This window comes from Parabacteroides vesiculifaciens (genome assembly GCF_049860805.1).
Lineage (GTDB): Bacteria > Bacteroidota > Bacteroidia > Bacteroidales > Tannerellaceae > Parabacteroides.
In genome coordinates, this window is the sequence record NZ_CP187555.1 from 4,364,181 (window position 1) to 4,381,322 (window position 17,142).

14 protein-coding genes are annotated in these 17,142 nt (G+C 46.9%); 6 read left to right on the forward strand and 8 right to left on the reverse strand.

Going from position 1 to position 17,142, the window contains the following annotated elements:
* Positions 1-192: 192 nt before the first annotated feature.
* Positions 193-1,557, reverse strand: a complete 1,365-nt coding sequence (locus ACPYIV_RS17280) for a TrpB-like pyridoxal phosphate-dependent enzyme (RefSeq protein WP_293733985.1) — start codon at positions 1,555-1,557, stop codon at positions 193-195.
* A 156-nt stretch (positions 1,558-1,713) separates the two neighbouring features.
* Here ACPYIV_RS17280 and ACPYIV_RS17285 point away from each other — a divergent pair, with 156 nt between their 5' ends.
* The 3 genes from ACPYIV_RS17285 (at position 1,714) to rfbD (ending at position 5,287) form a co-directional block, all read left to right on the forward strand.
* Positions 1,714-2,937, forward strand: a complete 1,224-nt coding sequence (locus tag ACPYIV_RS17285; RefSeq protein WP_293740297.1) for a DcaP family trimeric outer membrane transporter — start codon at positions 1,714-1,716, stop codon at positions 2,935-2,937.
* Positions 2,938-3,179: 242 nt separating this feature from the next.
* Positions 3,180-4,400 (forward strand): DcaP family trimeric outer membrane transporter, encoded by a 1,221-nt coding sequence (locus ACPYIV_RS17290; protein ID WP_425884238.1) that lies wholly within the window; start codon positions 3,180-3,182, stop codon positions 4,398-4,400.
* Positions 4,400-5,287, forward strand: coding sequence for a dTDP-4-dehydrorhamnose reductase (gene rfbD / locus ACPYIV_RS17295; RefSeq protein WP_425884240.1), 888 nt, complete (start codon positions 4,400-4,402; stop codon positions 5,285-5,287). Before ACPYIV_RS17290 ends, rfbD begins: the two co-directional genes overlap by 1 nt.
* A gap of 51 nt (positions 5,288-5,338) precedes the next feature.
* On the opposite strand, the gene ACPYIV_RS17300 is transcribed toward rfbD, so the two are convergent.
* On the reverse strand, positions 5,339-6,349 hold the full coding sequence (locus ACPYIV_RS17300) for an aspartate-semialdehyde dehydrogenase (protein WP_293733981.1): 1,011 nt from the start codon (positions 6,347-6,349) through the stop codon (positions 5,339-5,341).
* 132 nt (positions 6,350-6,481) lie between these two features.
* Between ACPYIV_RS17300 and ACPYIV_RS17305 the strand changes: the two genes are divergently transcribed.
* A complete protein-coding gene (locus tag ACPYIV_RS17305; protein WP_425884242.1) occupies positions 6,482-8,830 on the forward strand; it encodes a lamin tail domain-containing protein in 2,349 nt (782 codons plus the stop codon).
* Between the two features lie 8 nt (positions 8,831-8,838).
* Here the strand turns inward: ACPYIV_RS17305 and ACPYIV_RS17310 are convergent, their stop codons facing one another.
* On the reverse strand, positions 8,839-9,972 hold the full coding sequence (locus tag ACPYIV_RS17310; RefSeq protein ID WP_425884244.1) for a clostripain-related cysteine peptidase: 1,134 nt from the start codon (positions 9,970-9,972) through the stop codon (positions 8,839-8,841).
* A 145-nt stretch (positions 9,973-10,117) separates the two neighbouring features.
* Here ACPYIV_RS17310 and ACPYIV_RS17315 point away from each other — a divergent pair, with 145 nt between their 5' ends.
* Together ACPYIV_RS17315 and ACPYIV_RS17320 are read left to right on the forward strand one after the other, a co-directional pair.
* On the forward strand, positions 10,118-10,675 hold the full coding sequence (locus ACPYIV_RS17315; RefSeq protein WP_293733978.1) for a DUF3575 domain-containing protein: 558 nt from the start codon (positions 10,118-10,120) through the stop codon (positions 10,673-10,675).
* A 7-nt stretch (positions 10,676-10,682) separates the two neighbouring features.
* The gene (locus ACPYIV_RS17320) at positions 10,683-11,183 is read left to right on the forward strand and encodes a DUF3868 domain-containing protein (protein WP_293740291.1); all 501 of its coding nucleotides are present in this window, start codon (positions 10,683-10,685) and stop codon (positions 11,181-11,183) included.
* Positions 11,184-11,566: 383 nt separating this feature from the next.
* Here ACPYIV_RS17320 and ACPYIV_RS17325 read toward each other — a convergent pair whose 3' ends face one another.
* The 5 genes from ACPYIV_RS17325 to ACPYIV_RS17345 form a co-directional block, all read right to left on the reverse strand.
* Positions 11,567-12,469: a fimbrillin family protein gene (locus ACPYIV_RS17325; RefSeq protein ID WP_425884247.1), complete on the reverse strand. Its 903-nt coding sequence runs from the start codon at positions 12,467-12,469 to the stop codon at positions 11,567-11,569.
* Positions 12,470-12,581: 112 nt separating this feature from the next.
* The gene (locus ACPYIV_RS17330; RefSeq protein WP_425884249.1) at positions 12,582-13,547 is read right to left on the reverse strand and encodes a fimbrillin family protein; all 966 of its coding nucleotides are present in this window, start codon (positions 13,545-13,547) and stop codon (positions 12,582-12,584) included.
* A gap of 49 nt (positions 13,548-13,596) precedes the next feature.
* Entirely contained in the window at positions 13,597-14,499 is a 903-nt protein-coding gene (locus tag ACPYIV_RS17335; RefSeq protein WP_293733919.1) for a DUF5119 domain-containing protein, read from the reverse strand.
* 126 nt (positions 14,500-14,625) lie between these two features.
* The gene (locus ACPYIV_RS17340) at positions 14,626-15,477 is read right to left on the reverse strand and encodes a helix-turn-helix domain-containing protein (protein ID WP_293733918.1); all 852 of its coding nucleotides are present in this window, start codon (positions 15,475-15,477) and stop codon (positions 14,626-14,628) included.
* 12 nt (positions 15,478-15,489) lie between these two features.
* Positions 15,490-17,013 (reverse strand): glycoside hydrolase family 10 protein, encoded by a 1,524-nt coding sequence (locus ACPYIV_RS17345; protein WP_425884252.1) that lies wholly within the window; start codon positions 17,011-17,013, stop codon positions 15,490-15,492.
* Positions 17,014-17,142 lie beyond the last annotated feature (129 nt).

Genomic DNA, 17,142 nt, shown 5'->3' on the forward strand with positions numbered 1-17,142 from the left:
AAAATATTTCATAGACACAACCGAAAATGGCGCGAATAACAAAAGACGTGAGTCCCTGTTATTAGCGCCATTTTCATCTTTTTACGAGAATATGTAGTTTATCTGTAAATGTTTCTATCTTTGTTGAAACATTAAATAACCATAGCTATGGATAAAGTAAGAATACAACAATGATCGGTTTTTAGATTATTCTTACTTGATGATCTTCTCTATCTCCGAAAGATTCTTCTCAACGTCGGCATCCGTGACTTCGTAGTTGGTCAGGTCGCCTGCCAGATACTGGTCATAAGCGGCCATGTCGATCAGACCGTGACCGGAGAGGTTGAACAGGATCGTGCGCGGCTTGCCTTCGATCTTGGCCTGTTCTGCTTCGCGGATAGCGGCAGCGATAGCGTGGGAAGATTCGGGAGCCGGTATGATACCTTCGCTTTGAGCGAACAGCGTAGCAGCTTTGAATGTTTCGAGCTGCTGGATATCTACAGCATCCATCAGACCATCCTTTTTCAGCTGGCTGACGATAGAGCCTGCACCGTGATAGCGCAGACCGCCTGCATGGATATTGGCCGGGGCGAAATTATGTCCCAGGGTGAACATCGGCAGAAGCGGTGTGTAGCCGGCTTCGTCTCCGAAATCGTACTGGAATTGTCCGCGTGTCAGTTTCGGGCAGGAAGCCGGTTCGGCAGCCACGATGCGGATATCTTTACCCTGTGTCAGTTTATGGCGCAGGAACGGGAATGCGATACCGGAGAAGTTCGAACCTCCACCGAAACAAGCGATAACCACGTCCGGATATTCTCCCGCCATCTCCATCTGCTTTTCAGCTTCCAGGCCGATAACCGTTTGGTGGAGCATCACATGGTTCAGCACGCTACCCAATACATATTTGCAGTTCGGAGTCTGCATTGCCAGTTCGACAGCCTCGGAGATAGCCGTTCCCAGGCTTCCCTGGTAATTCGGGTGCTTGGTGATTATGTCGCGGCCCGCACGCGTACTCATACTCGGCGAAGCGATCACCTCGGCCCCGAATGTCTGCATTATAGAGCGGCGGTAGGGTTTCTGGTTATAGCTGACTTTTACCATATAAACAGCCAGTTCCAATCCGAAATGTTTGGCAGCCATCGCCATGGAAGCTCCCCATTGCCCGGCGCCTGTCTCGGTCGTGATATTGGTTACGCCTTCCTTTTTGCAGAAATAAGCCTGCGGGATGGCGGAATTCAGTTTATGCGAGCCTACCGGGCTGACACTTTCGTTCTTGAAATAGATGTGGGCCGGCGTGTCGAGTGCCTTTTCAAGACCATAAGCACGGACCAACGGAGTCGGACGCCAGATCTTATACATCTCGCGAACTTCTTCCGGAATCTCGATCCAAGGATCTGTCTGGTTTACTTCCTGATCTACCAATCCTTTGGCAAACAGGGGGTAGAGGTCTTCAGGTTTAAGCGGTTCCTTTGTTTTGGGGTTCAGTGGAGGAAGCGGTTTATTCTTCATGTCTGCCACGATATTGTACCAGGCTGTAGGAATATCTTTCTCCTGCAGTAAAAATTTCTTACTTTCCATGATGTTGTTATGTAGTTTACATTATTAATCGATTTGGCCTTTAAGGCTTACAACTTGGAAGCAAAGTAACAAATAATATTTCGTTCTTCAAATGAAATACAGGAAAATATATATCTTTGCGGCTCAACTCTGCTAAACTGATAACGAACTATAAGAATGAAAAAGCTGATATTACTGCTGGCCGGCATCTGTATGCTACTTCCGGCGACAGCACAGAAGAAGAACTTCACTTACAAGTTCTACGGCTTCGTCCGCGGAGACCTCTTCTATAATACACGTGCCAATATGGCTCCGGTGGATGGTAATTTTTATCTGTATCCGCTGGACAAGAAGCCGGATGCCGATGGCAAGGACCTGAATGCCGGTCCCAACGGCAGTTTTTATACCTTTACTTCCCGCCTGGGAGTGGATGTGACCGGTCCGAATATCGGTACGGCGCGTTCTTCGGCAAAGATCGAAGTCGATTTCGGAGGCTTTTCTTCCAGCAACACGATGCTGCGCATCCGGCAAGCCTATGTCGCCCTGGATTGGGAAAAGAGCCAAGTCCTGATCGGGCAAACCTGGCATCCTTTGTTCGGAAGTGTCTGCCCGGATATCCTGAACCTCTCTACAGGCGCTCCTTTCCAGCCGTTTAACCGCGAACCGCAAATACGTTACCAATATAAGGCGGGGAAGGTGAAGCTGACGGCTTCCGCCCTTTGGCAGTTGCAATACCTTTCGAGCGGCCCGAACGGAATGAGCGAGGAATATATCAAGAACAGCTGTGTACCGGAGTTTTATGCCGGAGCCGATTATACCTCCGGCAATGGCTGGCTGGCGGGTGGCGGTGTGCATCTGATCTCCCTGAAACCCCGTACATCTTCGGTCTGGAATGAAAAGACTTATAAGGTGAACGAGCGCATGACGACGTTCTCCTATGAGGCTCATGTCAAATACACCGGACGCAATTTCGCTTTTGCCGCCAAGAGCCTGATGGCTTCCTGCCTCGACCATACGGCGCTGATCGGCGGTTATGGCATCAGCTCCATCAACCCCGATAACGGCGAACAGGAATATACGCCTTTCCGCCATTCCACTTCTTGGGTTAATTTCACCTATGGCACGAAATGGAAAGGGCATTTCTTTGCGGGCTATACCAAGAACATGGGGACGGCAGACGCATTGGCCTCCGCCACCAAATACGGCATGGGATTGGATATAGACCAGGTCTTCTCCACCAACATCGCTTTCTCCTACAACCTGCCCCATTGGCAGATCGGTATGGAATATATGCCGACGACGGCCTGGTACGGCGATACCGACAGGGCTTCCGGCAAGGTTGTGAATACGCATAGCGTCACGAACCATCGTATACTGGGACTTGTGATGTATTACTTCTAAGTGATTGATTGGCAGCGTACCCAATTCTCACGGTTTCCACAGGTATGAGAACTTTTTCTCATAATGATGAGAATAAATACTCACAAACATGAGAAAAAATACTCATGCGTATGGGAAAATTTTCCTGTGCCTGTGGGAAAACCGTCCCGTGCCTATAGGATGATATTCTCAAGCCCTTGGAACAGATATTTTGTAGTGAGACCAAACTTCCTTACCTTTGCAGCCAATTTGAAAGGATAGAAATGAAAAGATACGTACTACTCTTTGCCGCCCTCTGTATGGTTATGGCCGGTTATGCTCAGAAAAAGAATTTTTCTTATAAATTTTATGGACAGGTGCGTGGCGACCTGTTTTATAATTCACGTGCCAATGCTGAAATTGTGGACGGGCTATTCCACCTTTATCCGAAAGACAAGAATTTGGATGCCGATGGCAATGACCTGAATGCCACGGCAAACGGGAGTTTTTACCTGCTTTATTCCCGCCTGGGAGTGGATGTGAAGGGACCGGACATCGGAAAAGCCGTGACGACTGCCAAGCTGGAGGCGGACTTCCGCGGTTCGGGGAGTAACTGGGCGGTCTTGCGTATCCGCCATGCTTATGTCAATCTGGACTGGGGAAAGTCGGCGGTGTTGGTTGGGCAAACCTGGCATCCGCTGTTCGGCGATGTGTTTCCGCAGATGCTGAACCTTTCGACCGGCGCGCCTTTCCAGCCGTTTAACCGTAGCCCGCAAATCCGTTACCGGTACACGTCCGGCAAGGGGTTGCAACTGACGGGGGCGGTGCTTTGGCAGTTGCAATATCTGTCTGCCGGCCCAAACGGAAAGAGCGAGGAATATATCAAGAACAGTTGCATTCCGGAAGTCTATGTTTCGGCTGATTATAAGGTGGACGGATTGATTGCCGGCGTCGGTATGGAAATGCTGTCCTTGAAACCCCGCCGGCAGACGACGGTGGACGACCGTGTGTATAAAGTGAACGAGCGCGTGACCTCCCTTTCTTTCGAGGCGCATGCCAAATATACGACTCAGGATTGGTTGATTGCCGGCAAGACCTTGCTGGCTTCCAACCTGACGCAAGCCTGTATGTTGGGCGGTTATGCGGTAACCTCCGTCGATCCGCGTACCGGGGAGCAGGAATATACGCCTTACCGCCATTCCATGACCTGGTTGAATGTGGTCTATGGCAAGAAATGGAAACCGGGAATCTTTGTCGGATACCTGAAGAACTTAGGAACGGGAAAGACGATCGCCGGACCGACCTATGGCGTCGGCTTAGATGTGGACCAAGTGTTTACAACGAATCTGCAACTCTCTTATAACCTCCCTCACTGGAAGTTAGGAGTGGAATACAGTCCCTCGCTTGCTTGGTATGGAGATATGAATGCTGAAAATGGTAAAATAGAGAACACGCATTCGGTGACGAACCACCGTGTGCTGGGGGTCCTGATCTATACGTTCTGATGAAAAAGATACTGATTATAGGAGCAAACGGGTTTACAGGGCGTAGAATCCTGGATAGCCTTTCGGAGAATGGAGCCTGCGAGGTTGTCGGTTGTTCCCTTCATCCGGATATCCGGCCGGGAGGAAAACATACGTTTGTCCGGGTGGATATTAATGATTATCCGGCGGTGGAGGCCTTGTTCGATCATGTCTGCCCCGATGTTGTTATCAATTGCTCGGCTCTTTCCGTCCCTGATTACTGCGAGCAGCATCATGAAGAGGCGTATGCGATTAATGTGGCGGCGGTGGAGAACCTGGCACACTGTTGTGGGCATCAGGGAAGCCGCTTTATCCATCTGTCGACGGATTTTGTGTTTGACGGGAAAAGCGACCGCCTCTATACGGAAGAAGATACGCCCGCACCGCTTAACTACTATGGACTGACCAAATATCAGGGCGAGCAGGCGGTTGCAAGGATCTGTCGTAACTATGCGGTTGCCCGTGTGGTTGTCGTCTACGGGAAAGCCTTGCCCGGACAGCATGGCAATATCCTGCAATTAGTCAAGAACCGCTTGGAGGCAGGGCAGGAGATCCGTGCCGTCTCCGACCAATACCGCACGCCGACCTGGGTGGCGGATATCGCCGATGGAGTGGAACGGCTGGTGCATTCCGGCAATTCCGGCATTTATCACATCTGCGGTGCTGAACATCTCTCTATTGCCGAAATGGCATATCGTGTAGCCGATTATTTCGGTCTGGACCGTTCCCTGATCCATCCGGTTACGACGGAGGAAATGAAGGAGACAACGCCGCGTCCCCGCTATAGCGGATTGTCTATCGAAAAAGCGAAACGCGATTTAGGCTATCGCCCGCATACATTGGAAGAGGGCTTAAAGGAAATGGCATAAAAAAAGAGGATGCGTTAAAGCTATCCTCTTTTCTGTATATTTAAATATCGTTTATCCGATATTCTTTACTTTCAACAAATATTCTGCGATCTGTACGGCATTCAAGGCTGCGCCTTTCTTGATCTGGTCGCTTACGGTCCAGAAAGTCAGGCCGTTCGGGTTGGTAATGTCCTTGCGGATACGACCTACGTAAACGGGATCTTTTCCGGCGATGAACAATGGCATCGGATAGTCTTTCTTTGCCGGTTCGTCCTGCAGGATAACACCTTCGGCTTCAGCGAAAGCCTTGCGGGCTTCTTCCACGCTGACCGGCTGTTCTGTCTCTATCCAGGTTGCCTCGCTGTGGGCACGCATAACCGGGACACGTACACAAGTCGCGCTCACTTCGATGTCGGAGTGCATGATCTTGCGTGTTTCGTTATACATCTTCATTTCTTCCTTCGTGTAGCCGTTATCCGTAAATACGTCTACGTGGGGAATTACGTTGTAAGCCAGTTGATAAGCGAATTTTTCCACAGTCGGTTCTTCGCCTTTCAGCAGCTGTTCATATTGTTTCACCAGTTCGGCCATAGCTGTTGCGCCTGCACCGCTGGCAGCCTGGTAAGTAGATACGTGTACACGCTTGATGTGCGACAGGTTTTCGATTGCCTTCAATGCAACGACCATCTGGATGGTGGTACAGTTCGGATTGGCAATGATCCCGCGCGGACGATTCAGTGCATCTTCCGGGTTCACTTCGGGAACTACCAAAGGTACATCGTTATCCATGCGGAATGCGCTGGAATTGTCGATCATCACAGTACCATGTTTTGTGATGGTTTCTGCAAACTCGACAGAAGTACCGCCACCGGCCGAAACAAAAGCAACATCGATTCCCTTAAAGTCGTCGTTATGCTTAAGCTCCTTGACGGTAATCTGTTTACCACGGAAAGTATAAACACGTCCGGCACTGCGAGATGAGCCAAAAAGCACCAGCTCATCCATCGGGAAGTTTCTCTCGTCGAGTACGCGCAGGAATTCCTGTCCTACGGCTCCACTCACTCCAACAATTGCTACTTTCATTTTGAGCACTAATTAATTTGTTTATAAAAAAAATAGTATAACTTTACAGCGTGTACAGAAAGCACTGCGCTTCCTCCGTTACAACGCTTTGGGGTGCAAAGATATACATTTTATAAACAAAACTATCAGACTATGAAACAATTTATTCTTTTTCTCTTCGTATTACTTCCTTTTTGTGTGGCTTCACAGGTAAATGAGATGTTTAATGGGCCGGAGTTGGGTTCTGACTGGATCGGCAAGGATCGGGATTCATTTAAAATTAATGAAGAGGGGAGGCTTCAACTTGCGATAAAGCCCGTCTGGGCAGGAAATCTGTCTATAGGAAAGAACATTATGTATTCGGCAAATATGCAATGGGAGTTTGATGTGTATATGCAGCAGGCGCCGAGTAATGCCAATAAGTTATGTGTATATTTGTATCAGGAAAATGTAGAGCGTTATTATTATGTGCGCATTGGGAATACGGGGACGAAAGAGTTGGGATTGATGCGTCATGGAAAAGCCGAATTGGTTGCACCGCGCACGGACTTTGCAGACATACCGTTACTTTTACATATCAAAGTGACACTGGAAAATAATGAACAGTGGACATTGTACAGCCGAACCGAAGGTAAGGCCAATTATAAGTTGGAAGGAAGTGGTATGTATGCGATTACCGTTCCACCGGAACGGGGGAATATGATTTTTACATTTTATTATACGAAGAGTCGAAGTGACTTGTTTTGTATTGATAATGTATGTGTTTCTGATCAGATCACCCCGACTCCGCTTGAACCGGAAGAACCCGAACCTTCTCCCGCAGAACTTCCGCAACTGCTTAGTGTTGAGCCTGTCTCAACTTCCATGTTGTGCTATACTTTTGATAAACCTGTCGAAATAAGAGAGGCCGTTTTCCATATTTCCGAAATCGGGGCGGCTTATCGGAAAACCTATGTGGACGTAGAAAAGAAAACCGCTGTGAATGCACTCTTCGAGGATGAGATGGAAGCCGGCAAACAATATACAATCTCTTATCAGGGAGTGACAGATCTGTCGGGAAATAACCTTGCCGATTATTCGGAAGAAGTGAAGTTTGAGGTGGAAGATGAAGAACCGGATGAGGAGGAAGGAAATAATACCGGTGATCTCTTACCAGGTTCTATTCTGATAAATGAAGTGATGGCAAAGCCGGGAGATGCACCGGGAATGGTTGAGTATGTGGAATTGTATAACAACACATCCGCTCCTGTATCCTTGAGCAGATGGGAATACAAGAATGTAACGGGCAAGAAAGTCAAAGTGTTGCCTGATGTAACCCTGGATGCAGGTAACTATGTCGTTTTATATAGCAGTGGAAAATCTTTGTCGGTCGATGATAAGGTATTGCTGATTCCGATAGAAAAGTTTCCAGCGTTGAACGACCAGGGAGCATCTTTACATCTATATAATGCTTCCGGAACTTTAATCGATTCCGTAACCTATGCAAAAGCCAGCCCCGGCAAATCCTGGGAGCGCTCTGCTTCAGGCTGGCATCTTTCCACTGACCCACGTGGCGGAACCCCCGGTTCAGTCAATTCCTCTCCCGACAAAGAAGAAGAACCGCCTGTAAATCCAGACGAACCGGATAGCCCGGATAATCCCGATGAACCCGACATTCCGGTGACCACAGACCCGGTTCAGCCCCGAGACATCATCATTAACGAACTCTTACCCGATCCGTACGCCGGGGGCAGCGAATATATCGAGTTATACAACCGTTCGGATAACCCCTTGTCTCTGTCCGCTCTCTCTGTTGCCACCCGTAAATCGGACGGAACACTCAACACTCGCTATCCTTTAGCCGCTGTCCCGCATGATCTGAAAGCAAAAAGTTATCTCCTCCTGACTAAGAACCTGGAAGGCGTTACCTCTTTCTATGATATTGCCGATCCCTCCGCCCTCTGCGGGTTGGCCAAACTTCCGGTTCTTGCCAATACATCTTCTACTTTGGTCTTATTCCGTTCTGCGGATGAAACGGTAATAGATGAAGTCGCCTATTCCTCGAAATGGCACGCCCACTCTATCAAGAACCAAAAAGGAGTCGCCCTCGAACGTATCGATCCGGATGCCGTTACGCAAGACGCGGCAAACTGGACCTCCGCTTCCGCAACGGCAGGTTACGGCACGCCCGGCTATCAAAACTCCCAATATAAAGATGCTTCGTCCGGAAGTTCCACGGGGATAGAACCTCCTGTCTGGATAGAAGAGTCCGGCAGTTATACCGTTTCCTACCTGCTCGACCGTCCGGGATATAGCTGTCGCGCTTTCGTTTTCAATACCTCCGGCCAGCGTGTAGCCGAGATATCCCATCATGAGTTGTTAGGCACATCCGGCGAAATCACATGGGGAGGTATTGGCTGCAACGGAAGCCCGCTACAGACAGGTGTCTATATCTTTTATGCTGAAATATATCATCCCGAAGGTACAGTGAGGCGCTTTAAAAAGGCTTTCCTGATCCGGTGATAGAGGGTTTATTCATAAACCGCCTTATACCAGCTAACCCTTTGCCTATACCATTCGAGCATTTTAGGTAGAGATTCTTGCGGGACGAAAACGGTCAGGCCGCAATAGCTGTCTACCGGCAATGCCTGTTGAGGTGTGCCGTAGTAATAATAGGATTTTGGGGTATGTGCTTTGTAGACAACAGCCTTGTCTAAGCAGCTGATGAAATTGCTGTATTGTTCGTCTGTCGCAAGCTGCTTGATATAGTCTGCCATATCATATAACATTCCGGGGCTGCGATACAAGTATTCCAGTCTTTGCATCTTTTTGAGGTCGAGGCTGTAGATATCGCTTTCGGGCTTATCCGCCAGTATCTCACGCGTTGCATTTTTCAGATTATCCAGTTCGCTTGTCTTCGTAAGCGATACGGTCGCGTACGGATAAGAATCATTCAGATAATAGTTGTAGAACGTTTCGCCGACCTTTTCCAGTTGCAGGTTGGTGGCGAACAATTGCGGCATCATATCCGCATACGGCCATCCGTCGGCCAATGTTTCCGTCGGGGAAGCTAAGATATATTCGGCCTTATTTCTAAGCTCGTAAGCACATTCGACACTTGCCATGTAGCAGGCATCGAACAGGATAAAATCAAATACGTTATTCGGCAATCCCTTTGCCAGGTCGTCGATCTCCATCCAGTCGTTGCCGTCCTGCCCGAATGCTTTCAGCTTATTCTGGTAGTCGGAAGGGAGCCAGGCAGTCCCGTGGCTCCATAAAACCAGCCCGTAGCTGTCGGCCGAATATTGTGAAACAACCTCGTTGATCACGCTCCGCATCACGTCCGGATCAGCCGAGTTCTGCTTCTCATAATCTTTCAGATGGAATTTTTTGACAACGCCGTTCTCCTCTTTTATCTGAAGAAGTTCCGGGTCCGAGCCGACAGGGGCATAATAAACGATCAGGTTTCCTCCGTTGAGGTTTTTGCCGGTCGCTCCTTCTATCATGCTTTCTATGTTTTTCGATGCGAAACTGCTGAGACTGTTATTAGCCATCATGTAGACTAAAATGGTGCGAGTTGTCCGGGGTTCCGGAGTCTCATTCTCGGAACAGTTTGTAAATCCTAAGCAAAGGATGATAAACAGAGTGATAAGTTTAAATTTCATATGCCCCCAATACTAAATGGTTCATCTTACAAAGATATGCAATTAATCTGTCCGGAGTGTGCATTTAGCATCAATTCTGTTTATATACATATAGATTTTACATATCTTTGTTTTTTAATTCATGATGTAAATCAATAAAAAGTCGATGAAGAGAATCTATTTTATCCTTATCTGTCTGTGTTGCGCTTTCTGTGCCCGGTCGCAGGTGGTTGCCGTCAAGACGAATGTGCTGTATGACGCGACCACGACTTTCAACCTGGGAGCAGAAGTTGCATTCAACAAACATCTTTCACTGGATATTTCGGGCAATTACAACCCCTGGACTTTTTCGGACGATAAATCCATTAAGCACTGGCTCGTACAACCGGAGTTGCGCTACTGGCTGCACGAACGTTTTAACGGACATTTCTTTGGCGCCCATGCCCTGTATGCCGATTATGATGTGGCAGGCAAGGCACTTCTGAATGTGATGAAGTCCGGCTACGCTTATGACGGCAATGCCTATGGGGGCGGTCTCTCATACGGCTACCAGTTGTATCTTTCTCCTCATTGGAACATCGAATTTACAGCCGGAGTCGGATATGTCCGTTTCAAGTATGACAAAACCCCGTTCCCGGCAAGTGAAGCGGCGGCAGGCAGTTACCGTAATGACTATTTCGGCCCGACGAAGTTAGGGATAAGTATCATGTATATCATTAAATAAGAGCCTTATGAAAACAATTCCATATATCCTGTTTTTTCTTTTTACCGTGCTGTCAGGTCATGCCCAGGAACTTCTGTCCGATTACCGGGGAATGGTGTATGTAAGAGAAAATAGTATCGGGCAGCAGGGTGATAACTTGATGTTGGACCTGCAAATCGACTTGTCGGGATTGAATGTCGGCCGTTACCAGAGCCTGGCGATTGCGCCGATGCTCCGTGAAGGCCGGGACTCGCTGATGTTCCGGCCCATCGTCGTGAATGGCGCCAATAAGCAGAAGATGTACGAACGGGCACTTGCTTTTAAAGGGAAAGTTGTTGCAGATGACGGGGCCTATCTGGTCGTGAAAAATCAACCGGCCTTACTCCGCGAGATTTCCTATCAGGAAGCAATCCCTTTCGAGCCCTGGATGAAGGGGGCGGAACTCGTGCTGGTCGGCGAACTGAAAAACTATGAGGGTGTTACAAAGAAAGTTTATATAAATGTTTTGACGGATAACCTAATCTTTTGATGGCAGGTATATTAGATTTTAACCCACTCTGTTGTTTTTTATATTGGGTTCACACCCTTGTAAGTCCAATTAAATCATTGTTTTGAAGTGAATGCAGTGAATGCCGTTCGTTTTTCCGGGAAAAATGGTTGTGAACAGTTCGATTTTTTTTGCCTTCACTGCTAACTCCTGAAATTTATCGTTTTACGGGAGGGTGAACCCCGTTTGTTTTTTTCTGATAATGGGCGGAATCCGGTAATTATTGGTCCCCGACCTGTAAAATATAGCCTAAAGGATAAAAAATATAGCCTATATCCTATTGGTAAAAAGGTTATAGGCTGTCTCCCAAAAGGTGCTAACCTTTTTCGGAAGAGGTGCCGACCTTTGCCAGCCTCTTTGTTTATCTAAAAATAAACTGTTTCATTGCTTGAACCGCCGTCTACCCAGGGATTGATGCTGCCGGAGAGGTGGATGTCTTTGGCTTGCAGGGTGAATTCATAGGTTTGTCTCTTTCCGGGTTCGAATGCTTTGGAGGATTCGATGCGGTAATCTTTACCGCTCATGCGGACGATAAAGATGGGTTTGGCTATGGGGCAGAGTAAAAAATCGGTCACGATTGTCTGCCCTGCAGGGACGACAGGGGTCGTTAAATCTTTGATAAATGTATATGCGGTAGTGGAAACTGTCTGTGTCAGCTTGCCTGTTTGTATGTCGAGTTGTAAAGAAGGCGAGTAGCTCGCTAAAGAGATGCTTTCTAAAATCATTTCTTCTTTAATATCGTCGACTTTCTTGAATTTGATGGTGATTGCCGAGAGAAGGTGGTTGAAAGAGAGGTTGACTGTCTCTTCGTTTGTGGCTTTACTCCGGTTCAGGACAGGGGTAGCCCACATAATGTCTTCTTGTTTGCTTAGATCGAACGGAATATTTCCGGGCGTATTGGCGGCTGATGATATATAAGGGTAGTAAGCGTAGAAGTTTAACAATGTGTCGGGATTGATGGGATAATGGGCGTCTGCCGAAGTTACTAATTCAGCGCTACCGGCTTCTTTGGTGTATAGCGTGTTTGTCAGATCTTTGCGGAGAGTGGTGTTAACGCTCCCGTCGTTTTTATGATGTCCCCAAGAGAAGATCCCGATTTGGGAGTTGTCGGGAAGGGTGGTTTCGGTGATGATGGATTTGGTGGTAAGGGTTTGGATGTGGGTGGAAAATCGGATAGCTTCTGATGGTGTTACCAATGGCACATCTGTTTCATTGCAACCAGATAATGTAAAATATAATAACAAAAATGTATACTTGATAATTTTCATGTGTTGTAATTAGTTTGTAAGAGGAAAGGAGATATATCAAACTATCCATTTCCCTTTTTAAAAGAGAAATGGATAATTTTTAAAGATATGTTTCTGTTGTGATATATTTTAATTAATTAAATGTTCCACTTCCAGAAGCAGCACCTGTTGCCCAACCTGTAAGAGTAGCTGTTGGCTCTATACCTGTTGCACTAAATGTTAGTGTTATTTTATGTGCATTACCAACTGTTATTGCTCCTCCATTTATTGTGATAGGCACTTCTTTTTCTGTAACATTATCTGTAGTAACGAGTAAAGTGTAATTCGTTGTAGGCTGTAATATCAGATAACCAACGCTTTGAGCGTCTGCTGCCACTGGCATTTCAATGTTTGTAATCTCTTTATCGTCATTTAGACTACGGACAGATAAATTATCTTTGTCTATATTTGTCCAGTCTAATGTAGTTACTTCATTATCACTTAATGCCATTTTAGGTTTGGTTAGAGCATCTTTTACCTTGATGGAAACTATCTTTCCAAATGTTGTTTTTGCTGCCTCACTTCCAATAACTTCAAATTGTAACTGAGTTAATAAATGTTTGAATGATAAAGACGTTATTTGCTCATTTTCTGTTTTTGAACCACTAACAGCTTTTGCGATTATAATATCCTGTGTTCCATTTATAGTCCATTCAACTTGGCCAGCAGTATTTGCTCCTACAGGACTGTATGCAATTAAATGTGATTTATTAGCTGCATTTGCATTATAATATAATTTAGTTGCGTCTGTAAAATCAATTACCCCATCTGTGCCTAATTTGGGAGTGGATGCCGCATTTGCCACATTTGTCCAAACTGCAGTTGGAGCGTCTGGAGCTGCCACAATTTGTAGTGGAACAGTTGTTGCAGGATAATTGGCATTCTCACCAGTTCCATTTTCAATGGGTGCTTTTGTTGTAATAACTCCCGCATTCAACTTTATCTCCACCTTGTCCTGATCCCCACCAGTCACTTCGTCAATCACATCATTCTCACTTGAGCAGCTGCTCAGAACTGATATGCTTGCTATAGCAAGCATACTTAATACTAAATTCTTCATGATATTCATTTTTTAATTGTTATTATACCCTATATCGCTTATTATTTGTTTATTCGATGATTAAACTGTCTCCGGCTACTACTTCCCAGTGGTTGATTTTGACTGTGAAGGTGGGGCCGGGAACGACGGTGGCTTCAATGGCTACATCAATGTCGTGCCCTTCGGTTTCGTCGATGGATGTTCCTAAGTCAATGGTTGAAGAGGCGTTGCTACCGTCGGATAAGGTAAAATCTAATGTTACCTCATGTGTGGGTGGCTCGGGTTGTTCTTCCCCTTTTCCTTTTGGTTTTCCCAGCATCAGAATGTTTGCATTTACTCCTTCCTCTGAAGGGGTGGTTTCGAATGTCAGGTCTGTCTTCTCGCCGGTTACAATCTCCTGTCTGCTTAGATTGATTGAGGTCGACATACCGCTGATGGTCCCTTTACAATTTGTAATCTTCTCCATTCCGTCTACTTTGACCTTGATGGACAGGTTGCGGACTAATGGTTCGGGAGTGAACTCGATTAACTCGTTGCTTCCGGCTTTTATCTCTAATTTTTCAACAACAACCCCGTATAAGGGGATTTTTCCTGTTTGAGCGTTTTCGGCCGCCTTTGTTGTTTGAAGGTAAGCTTCGGCTGTTTCAAACTTATTGATATTCCGAAAGTCGATGTCTGCGGCATCACAATTAAATACCAATAATTTGTAGCGGGCAGGCGGCAATGTGAAACTCAATTCATCGGCATCATCTTCCATCTGGATGACTGAACCTCCGTCTGTCGGATAGAAACAGTATCTAACCCGTTCCGGGACCGGATGTCCTTTCAAGAGCTTATCCCATTTGAAGGAATATTGTATGTCGCCCTGCTTGCCCAGATCCGGTGTCTTTTCCGTACTGCATCTGACTAATGTGATGATAATGCAACAAACGGTAAAGACGATTCCTGTTTTTATGTAATTCAGAATATTCATTCTTTAAATAAGTATTGATAATCAATACTATCTTTCTCTTTATGCTGCAAATATAGAGGAATAGCAGATGGCAGGAATTGCTTTTTCTAATCAAAAGGTTGCAAAACTTGCAAAATGTATTGATTTTTATATGTTTTCGTCTCTTTCGTTACGGATGGCACGCGGAGACTTGCCGAAATTAGCCCGGCAGAAGTGGGAGAAGTTGGATAAAGATTCGAAGCCGTACTTATAGCAGATCTCGGAAATGCTGATATTCGTGGTGGTCAGGTCGTTTTGTATATCCAGGCATTTCTTCTTCGTCATCCATTGGTAAACCGGCTCTCCGAAAGTATCTTTGAATAAACGCCGGAAAGTGGGGGTGCTATATCCTCCTAATTGCGCAAACGACTCGACATCTTTTACTTTCAGGTAATTTTGCATGACGAAGTAACGGAATGTTTTACTATACCTATATATAGGTGCATAGAAACCGGCGATCTCCTTCAGGGTATAGTAGCAGTTGAGCAGGAAATACAACTCCGTCTGCTTGGCTTTCAGAAATTCGGAGCACAGCAGGTCGTTGTTGAGGTACATCTTCAGCCCGTTGATAAAAAGGCGCAGAGGAAAGTACATCTCCAAGACGATGGGGAGCATGGGAGACTCTTTCGCCAGTTCCAATCCTTTGTTGAAGCGGTCGGCGCAAATGTTTTGCGGAGTCTCGAACAGGTAAAGGATGCATTCTGTAGATTCTAAGATGTGGAACTCTACACGTGAACCGATCGGTTGCATGATGAATTGCCCGCCATGAAATACCGTGTTTGGATGCTCGTCACTGGTTACCCGGACGGAGCCGGATATCAGGAAGTAGATCGTATTCTGCGAACACCGTTCTTTCGGGATCTTCATCCCTTTCAGGTAAGAACGGTATTTGAATATCTGCTTCTGATAGTGGGAGCAGGAAGAACAGTCTGTATATTTCTGACAGATAAAATCAGACATCCGCAGTTGGTTTTAAAGTTTTACCTTTTTGCTTTTACCTTGATTTTCATTATGGAAACGGTCTACGGCTGTGACTACGTAGCGGTATTTTTGCTTTCCGTTGTCGTAGGGCAGCAGATAGTTCGTTTTGCGTGTGATCGCTACGATCTTCGAGGGGTCGTTCAGGTTGACCGGCTCTTTATTTTCGAAGCGGTAAATGACGAAGTAGCTTGCCAATTCGGGATTGGTCTTGCTTTGTTCCGCCTGCCAGTGCAACATATATCCCTGGGCCGTCCATTCGGTTTTCAGCTTCTTGACCTCTTGCGGGGCACGGTTGTGCAGGTGCGTATAAGCCGGGATCAGTGCCGGATAGCGGTGGTAGTTCCGTTTCAGGCTGTCGGCTACGCCTTTGTTGTTCCAGAGGATTTCGTTTGCAGGCCAGAAGCAGTTGCCGCTGATGTGGGGAAGCGTGCGCTCGTAGCGCATCTTACGTGTCAGTTCTCCGGCTTTCATCGTGCGGGCGACGTCCTGGCCGATATAGAGGTGTCCGCCATTGGCGTTTTTGTCCCACCATTTGATCAGTGTGACATAGTCGGCTGCCGGATGCCCGATCTCCCAGTATATCTGTGGAATGTTATAGTCTATCCAACCCTCTTTCACCCAGCGTGTCACGTCTGCATACAGATCGTCGTAGTTCTGTAACCCGTTGGTGTTGCTGCCCGAACCGTCGGGCGTGCTTTTCTTGTTGCGGTAGATGCCGAACGGGCTGATGCCGAACCGGACCCACGGTTTGGACAGTAGGATGGTGCGTTTGATCTCACGAATCAGCAGGTTCACATTCTCCCTTCGCCAGTCCGCGCGCTGTGTCGCTTTATATCCTTTGTTCAAGCCGTATTTCCGGAAGCTTTTATCATCCGGGAAAGGCATGCCGGCTGCCGGGTAGGGGTAGAAATAGTCGTCCATGTGGATGGCGTCTACATCATAACGGCTTACGATATCGCGTACCACGCGGCAGATGAACTGCCGGCTTTCCGGTAATCCCGGGTCAAACAGGATTTGCTTGTTGTAGGTCACGAACCATTCCGGGTGCTTATTATATATATGTGAATCGGCAAAACGGGTGTTGCCTGCCGTGCTTGCCCGGTAAGGGTTCAGCCAGGCGTGAAATTCCATGTTCCGTTTGTGGCATTCTTCGATCAGGAAAGCCATCACGTCGAAGTTCCCGGCCGGGGCGAGTCCCTGCTGTCCGGTGTAGAAGCGGCTCCAGGGTTCAATGTTCGATTTATAGAAGGCATCGGCTTCCGGGCGCACCTGGAAGATGATGGCGTTGATCCCGCATTTTTGCAGATAGTTTAGCTTACGGATAAAATCTTTCCGCATTTGCGCGGGCGTCATATCCTTATATTCTCCCTGGAAAGCCGTCTGTATCCAAGCTCCGCGGAATTCCCGTTTCGCTTCTTTTCCAGCCGGTTGCTGCGATATTTGTTGTGTCGTTTTACAGGAAGTTGCTAAGCAAAGCAGTAATACCAGCAGTAAACGAAGATGTTTTGTCATCATAAATAATTAATGAATATGCGATTTAGGGTACAAACATACTTATAATTTTTGAATTGCATTTCAATATATTATTCTGATCAGGCCAACAACATCAAAATTATTGCCCTGAAACAAGAACCCGGAGCGCAA